The sequence below is a fragment of the Pseudomonas umsongensis genome (assembly GCF_002236105.1).
In the GTDB taxonomy this organism is placed as follows: Bacteria; Pseudomonadota; Gammaproteobacteria; order Pseudomonadales; family Pseudomonadaceae; genus Aquipseudomonas; species Aquipseudomonas umsongensis.
This window is the reverse complement of sequence record NZ_NIWU01000007.1, coordinates 271,469-277,581: the sequence shown is the minus strand read 5'-3', so window position 1 is coordinate 277,581 and position 6,113 is coordinate 271,469. Positions and strand designations below refer to the sequence as shown.

Sequence of the window (6,113 nt, the reverse complement as noted above, 5' to 3'; positions counted from 1 at the left end):
TTAAAGAGCGGTTGGTTAAGATCTTTCGTCTCAACCGAGGCGCGCATTCTACAGCAGCCTCATTTGCTGTCAAGTGGTATTTTTCAGAAGTTTTCAAGGAATCCTTAACAACTTCAACCACTTGCGCCTCAGATCTCTCATCAGCGGGAGGCGAATTCTACAGCGTTACACGCTGCTGTCAACACCTCTTTTTCAACGTCCTTGGCACTTCGATGAACTGAAGCAACCCGCTGCCGAAAACTGCGTAACTCATTGTTTACCAAGGAGTTTTCCGTTTCGACTGCGCCGGAAGTGGGGCGAATTATAGGCTTCCAGAATCTGCCGTCAAGCATTGATTTGGTTTCCTGGCAAAAAGGTACTTGATGCAGAAATAGTCGCCTCTTCCTCTATATAGAAGAGCCCAAACCGGAAAGGATGCCCAGGTGCTTGCCACATAAATGAAAAAGCCCTGCCAGATACGCATCTGAGCAGGGCCTTTTTATGCCTCGAGCAATCCATTTGCATCCGCCGTGAACCCATAAAGGCCTGGAGCGGGAATTATGAACAGCTGAAGACTTGATTGAATGGTGTCCCAGGGCAGGTTCGAACTGCCAACCTTCCCCTTAGGAGGGGGATGCTCTATCCAATTGAGCTACTGAGACACAAGATGCCCGCGAAGAGACGCGTAGCGATAGACGGCGAGCATGTTAACGGGCGAACCTGCCTTTGTCATGTCATGCGTAGGCTTTTTAAGTGTAGGCAGATGTCACGCAAGGGCTTGAAGTTTTAACGAGCGAAGCAGAAGCGAACCAGTGCCCGCGCCGCCAACGAAGCCCACCCCAGGGAAAATCGACCTGCCACCCATCCCAAATGAATCTCATCATACGACTAACACTAGTAAATCGGCCATTTGCCACTATCCTGTACAGATAAGGAACAGTGATCGAATCCGCATGGGATGCCCCTCGGCTTTTTTAGGAGTTACGGGGGCAAAGGACGCGGCCAGAGACACGGACCCGGTGTTTTTTTCAAAACCAGTCCGCATTTCTGACAATTGGTGCTGGCATAACGCCTTTAGCCAGCTCAATATTTGTCACAGAATTGACGCCAATGAACTGGCGATTTTGAGGCATGATGCGTGCCTCTACCAATTCAGGTTGAACATTTGGCCAGAGCGCTTGTCCTATCTGACATCCTGCGGCCAATCCCGAGAACCGCTCCCCTGAACTAACCGGTTAAATATATGCGCCCATTGAAACAGGCAATTTATTCCAGCCGTACGGCTGACAAGTTCGTCGTACGTCTGCCAGACGGAATGCGTGAACGCATTGCCGAGGTGGCTCGCAATCATCACCGCAGCATGAACTCCGAGATCATTGCGCGCCTGGAGCAGAGTCTCATTCAGGAAGGCGCACTGGGCGAAGAGCTGAGCATGCGGCTGGACAGCCCGGAGCTGTCATTGCACGAGCGCGAATTGCTTCAGCGCTTCCGCCAACTCTCTCACCGCCAGCAAAATGCGCTTGTTTCACTGATCGCCCATGATGCCGAAATGACTGCAGACGCCTCCTGATTCATCCCCGCAAGTTCGAGCCAGCCTGATCGCTGGCTTTTTTTTGCCTGAAATTTGGCAAAAAAAAGCCCGCCGTAGGGCGGGCTTTGGAACAAGCACCTCAGAGTAGGAAAATCGTTGCCAGCCCCAGGAAGATAAAGAAACCACCACTATCGGTCATGGCGGTAATCATCACACTCGCCCCCATGGCAGGATCACGCCCAAGTCGCGCCAGCGTCATCGGGATCAAGACCCCCATCAACGCCGCCAGCAACAGATTGAGGGTCATGGCAGCGGTCATTACCACGCCGAGCGACCAGCTGCCATAAAGCAGGTAGGCAACTACGCCAATGACTCCCCCCCAAATCACGCCATTGATCAAGGCAACCGCCAACTCCTTGCGCATCAGACGCGAAGTGTTACCTGTACTCACCTGGTCCAGCGCCATGGCCCGAACGATCATGGTGATGGTCTGGTTGCCGGAGTTACCTCCGATACCCGCAACGATCGGCATCAATGCAGCCAGCGCCACCAGCTTCTCGATGGAGCCTTCGAACAGGCCAATTACCCGGGAAGCCACAAATGCGGTAATCAGGTTCACTGCCAGCCAGGCCCAACGGTTACGCAGGGACTTCCAGACCGACGCGAAAATATCCTCTTCTTCACGCAGACCTGCCATGTTGAGAACTTCGTTTTCGCTCTCCTCACGAATCAGGTCGACCATTTCATCAATGGTCAGACGGCCGATCAATTTGCCGTTCTTGTCAACGACGGGGGCCGAAATCAAGTCGTAACGCTCAAACGCCTGGGCAGCATCGTAGGCTTCTTCATCCGGATGGAAACTCACCGGATCGCTGGCCATGACCTCGGAAACCTGCTTATCCGGATCGTTGACCAGCAGGCGCTTGATCGGCAGCACACCCTTGAGCACGCCGTCGTAGTCAACCACGAACAATTTGTCGGTATGGCCTGGCAGCTCCTTCAGGCGTCGCAGGTAGCGCAGGACCACTTCGAGACTGACATCCTCACGGATGGTGACCATCTCGAAGTCCATCAACGCACCGACCTGGTCCTCGTCATAGGACAACGCCGAGCGCACACGCTCGCGCTGCTGGGCATCGAGGGTCTCCATCAGCTCATGGACGACATCTCGAGGCAGCTCGGAGGCCAGGTCGGCCAGTTCGTCGGCATCCATGTCCTTGGCCGCAGCCAGGAGCTCGTGATCGTCCATGTCGGCGATCAGGGTTTCACGAACCGAATCGGATACTTCGAGCAGGATGTCGCCGTCGCGATCAGCCTTGACCAACTGCCAGAGTGTCAGGCGGTCATCCAGTGGCAGGGCTTCAAGAATATAGGCGACGTCGGCGGAGTGCAGGTCATCGAGCTTGCGTTGCAGCTCAACGAGATTTTGCCGGTGAACCAGGTTTTCGACGCGATCCTGATTCGGACCTTCCTGGCGATGAGTCAGGTCTTCAACTACTCGCTGACGCTGCAACAGCTCAACAACTTGAGCCAGACGGTCCTGCAAGCTTTCCTGCGTTTTCTTTACTTCTACTTCAGACATAGGCGAACTCCACTCCCAGCAGCGGGGTGCGCCGGAAGGATCAATCAGTCAATTCATGATTGGAAAATCGGGGTATTGAGTAACTACTGGGTAAGTCCATGGAGGTAATCCAAAAGCCCCGGCGGGGCTGACGGGCGCAATCATACACCGACTGACGGCTTAAAACGTTAAAAAATCGCGGCTGAAACAAGCGCTTGCGAAACAATCCTGAGTGCGCGCCTGACACTTGAAAGTGCGACGACTCATCTCGAAAAGAAAACACACTAGCGATGGAAAATGCAGGCGCTAGCCTTGATCGGTAGCCGTCACGGAGGACGCGCAATGCCATCGAGATTATCCAGCCTGGGGCTCGCCACCCTGCTCTACCTGCCGCTCGACGCACCTGGCGCAACGATTAACCGCTGCGAGGCGCCTGACGGGCGCATCACCTTTACCACGATGAGCTGCGCCATCGACGAAAGCCTTTCCTACCAGAAGGTGAACCCTTACCGGCCTGGCACGAATATCCCACTTGCGCCGCAACAGCAGCGGCAAACATCGAACCTGAAAATCGATCACCGCGATCCGTTGGTTGTCGGTCGGGCAGTAGACAAATGTGCAAACCTGATCAGCGCCAGCGAGCGCCGCGAAGCAATCATCAATCAGCGCGTGATCGCCGGCATGACCCAAAAGGATGTCGAAAGCGCTCTGGGCAAGCCAGACAAGATCAGCATTCGAAACTCAAGCACCCGCTACCACTACCAAGCCAAGCGAGGTCGCAGCGCCAGCATCGAGTTCGACGAAAGAGGATGTACGAAGGGAAAAGCCAAATCCCAGACGGCAAAAAGCCCGCTTTAAAGGCGGGCTTTTTGTTTGTATGGTGCACTCGACAGGATTCGAACCTGTGACCGCTCGGTTCGTAGCCGAGTACTCTATCCAGCTGAGCTACGAGTGCATTTGTGTTTTTAGACCAGATCACAACTGGTTGAAGCCAAGTTATTCACATCACTGCAAACAACTCTTAAATGGTGCACTCGACAGGATTCGAACCTGTGACCGCTCGGTTCGTAGCCGAGTACTCTATCCAGCTGAGCTACGAGTGCATTTGTTGCCGCGCATTATAGGCCGTCTAATCTCTATGTCAAGCACTTTTTCTAGTAATTTCAACAACTTACCGAAGAAGCCAGATTACAACGTACTACGCAAATAATGGCGGAGAACGGGGGATTCGAACCCCCGACACCCTTTTGAGGTGTACTCCCTTAGCAGGGGAGCGCCTTCGGCCACTCGGCCAGCTCTCCGCAACACGGGGCGTATCTTAACCAACCTTTTCCCCGTTTGCAAACATAAAAAACGATAAAAATTAATGGCTTGGTTCTTCGTCCTTCTCTTTCTTTATACGCAGGTAAATTTCCTCACGGTGGACCGCAACCTCTTTCGGGGCGTTGACACCGATGCGCACTTGATTTCCTTTGACGCCGAGCACGGTCACGGTGATTTCGCCATCACCAATAATCAGGCTTTCTGCGCACCGACGAGTCAGAATCAGCATACCTTTCTCCTCACGCATTACATTTTCAGGGACAACAGTCTGCAAAAAAAAGGCACTCGACCTACAACCAAAGTGGTCGAAGGCCTACATGCCTGAGTATTGACCAGCGCGAGCAAAAGAACAGCATTGGGGTCGCGCCGTGCAAAAAAACAAAGGGCGCGGTCAGACCGCGCCCTCTGGCAAACGCATCACTCGCCCTGGCGGACCGGTGCGTCCAGTTCGAAAGCCGTGTGCAAGGCGCGCACAGCCAGTTCCAGGTACTTCTCTTCGATCACCACGGAAACCTTGATTTCCGAAGTCGAGATCATCTGGATGTTGATGGTTTCCTTGGCCAGCGCTTCGAACATGCGGCTGGCGACGCCTGCGTGGGAGCGCATGCCAACGCCGACGATCGACACCTTGGCGATCTTGGTGTCGCCGATGACTTCACGTGCACCCAGCTCGCCAGCGGTTTTCTCCAGCACGGTTTGCGCCGCCTGGTAGTCGTTGCGGTGCACGGTGAAGGTAAAGTCGGTGGTGTTATCGTGCGCGACGTTCTGCACGATCATGTCGACTTCGATGTTCGCGGCGCTGATAGGGCCGAGAATCTTGAAGGCAACGCCTGGGATGTCTGGCACGCCACGGATGGTCAGCTTGGCTTCATCGCGGTTGAAAGCGATACCGGAAATGATCGGCTGTTCCATGGTTTCCTCTTCATCAATAGTAATGAGGGTGCCCGGACCCTCCTTGAAGCTGTGCAATACGCGCAGCGGGACGTTGTACTTGCCGGCGAATTCCACCGCGCGGATCTGCAGAACCTTGGAACCGAGGCTGGCCATTTCCAGCATCTCTTCGAAGGTGATCTTGTCCAGGCGCTGGGCCACGGACACCACGCGCGGGTCTGTGGTGTAGACGCCATCGACGTCGGTGTAGATCTGGCATTCGTCAGCCTTCAGGGCCGCTGCCAGGGCCACGCCGGTGGTGTCGGAACCGCCACGACCGAGGGTGGTGATATTGCCGTGCTCGTCGACGCCCTGGAAACCGGCGACAACCACCACGCGACCGGCCTTAAGGTCACCACGAATCTTCTGGTCGTCGATCTGCAGGATACGCGCTTTGTTGTGTGCGCTATCCGTCAGGATCCGTACCTGGTTGCCGGTGTAGGACACCGCTGGTACACCGCGCTTCATCAACGCCATGGCCAACAGGGCAATCGTCACCTGCTCACCGGTGGAGACGATCACGTCCAGCTCGCGAGGAACCGGTTGATCGCCGCCACTGATTTGCTTGGCCAGATCGATCAGACGGTTGGTTTCGCCGCTCATTGCAGACAGCACAACCACCAGGTCATCGCCGGCATCACGGAATTTCTTAACCTTGTCGGCAACCTGCTCGATTCTCTCGACGGTGCCGACCGAGGTGCCTCCAAATTTCTGTACGATCAAAGCCATTTCAAAGCCGCCTCTGCCCATGAAGGGCGCCCAAATAAACACTCAAACAGCGTTGCGGCC

5 protein-coding genes, 4 tRNA genes and 1 pseudogene are annotated in these 6,113 nt (G+C 54.9%); 3 read left to right on the top strand and 7 right to left on the bottom strand.

All coding sequences use genetic code 11. From position 1 onward, the window contains the following. Positions 1 to 221 (top strand): annotated as a pseudogene (locus PSUM_RS31950) (hypothetical protein); the annotation flags it as partial. A 343-nt stretch (positions 222 to 564) separates the two neighbouring features. Here PSUM_RS31950 and PSUM_RS27225 read toward each other — a convergent pair. Next, positions 565 to 641: transfer RNA gene (locus PSUM_RS27225), tRNA-Arg, on the bottom strand. A 581-nt stretch (positions 642 to 1,222) separates the two neighbouring features. Between PSUM_RS27225 and PSUM_RS27220 the strand changes: the two genes are divergently transcribed. Continuing rightward, complete coding sequence (locus PSUM_RS27220; protein WP_008066583.1) at positions 1,223 to 1,549, top strand: Arc family DNA-binding protein; 327 nt, start codon at positions 1,223 to 1,225, stop codon at positions 1,547 to 1,549. 100 nt (positions 1,550 to 1,649) lie between these two features. On the opposite strand, the gene mgtE is transcribed toward PSUM_RS27220, so the two are convergent. Then, a complete protein-coding gene (gene mgtE, locus PSUM_RS27215) occupies positions 1,650 to 3,092 on the bottom strand; it encodes a magnesium transporter (protein WP_020800785.1) in 1,443 nt (480 codons plus the stop codon). Between the two features lie 321 nt (positions 3,093 to 3,413). Here mgtE and PSUM_RS27210 point away from each other — a divergent pair, with 321 nt between their 5' ends. After that, on the top strand, positions 3,414 to 3,929 hold the full coding sequence (locus tag PSUM_RS27210; RefSeq protein WP_083349668.1) for a cell envelope protein SmpA: 516 nt from the start codon (positions 3,414 to 3,416) through the stop codon (positions 3,927 to 3,929). A 20-nt stretch (positions 3,930 to 3,949) separates the two neighbouring features. Here PSUM_RS27210 and PSUM_RS27205 read toward each other — a convergent pair. From PSUM_RS27205 to PSUM_RS27185, 5 genes are all read right to left on the bottom strand, one after another. Then, a tRNA-Arg gene (locus PSUM_RS27205) sits at positions 3,950 to 4,026 on the bottom strand. A gap of 71 nt (positions 4,027 to 4,097) precedes the next feature. Then, positions 4,098 to 4,174 (bottom strand) — tRNA-Arg (locus PSUM_RS27200). Between the two features lie 107 nt (positions 4,175 to 4,281). Further along, positions 4,282 to 4,372, bottom strand: a tRNA-Ser gene (locus PSUM_RS27195). 62 nt (positions 4,373 to 4,434) lie between these two features. Then, positions 4,435 to 4,623 (bottom strand): carbon storage regulator CsrA, encoded by a 189-nt coding sequence (gene csrA / locus PSUM_RS27190; RefSeq protein ID WP_002554426.1) that lies wholly within the window; start codon positions 4,621 to 4,623, stop codon positions 4,435 to 4,437. A 188-nt stretch (positions 4,624 to 4,811) separates the two neighbouring features. Further along, complete coding sequence (locus PSUM_RS27185) at positions 4,812 to 6,053, bottom strand: aspartate kinase (RefSeq protein WP_008057978.1); 1,242 nt, start codon at positions 6,051 to 6,053, stop codon at positions 4,812 to 4,814. Positions 6,054 to 6,113 lie beyond the last annotated feature (60 nt).

Excerpts from the sequence above, each read along its gene's own strand:
- PSUM_RS27220 (WP_008066583.1), top strand. The coding sequence starts at position 1,223 with ATGCGCCCATTGAAACAGGCAATTTATTCCAGCCGTACGGCTGACAAG.
- mgtE (WP_020800785.1), bottom strand. The coding sequence starts at position 3,092 with ATGTCTGAAGTAGAAGTAAAGAAAACGCAGGAAAGCTTGCAGGACCGT.
- PSUM_RS27210 (WP_083349668.1), top strand. The coding sequence starts at position 3,414 with ATGCCATCGAGATTATCCAGCCTGGGGCTCGCCACCCTGCTCTACCTG.
- csrA (WP_002554426.1), bottom strand. The coding sequence starts at position 4,623 with ATGCTGATTCTGACTCGTCGGTGCGCAGAAAGCCTGATTATTGGTGAT.
- PSUM_RS27185 (WP_008057978.1), bottom strand. The coding sequence starts at position 6,053 with ATGGCTTTGATCGTACAGAAATTTGGAGGCACCTCGGTCGGCACCGTC.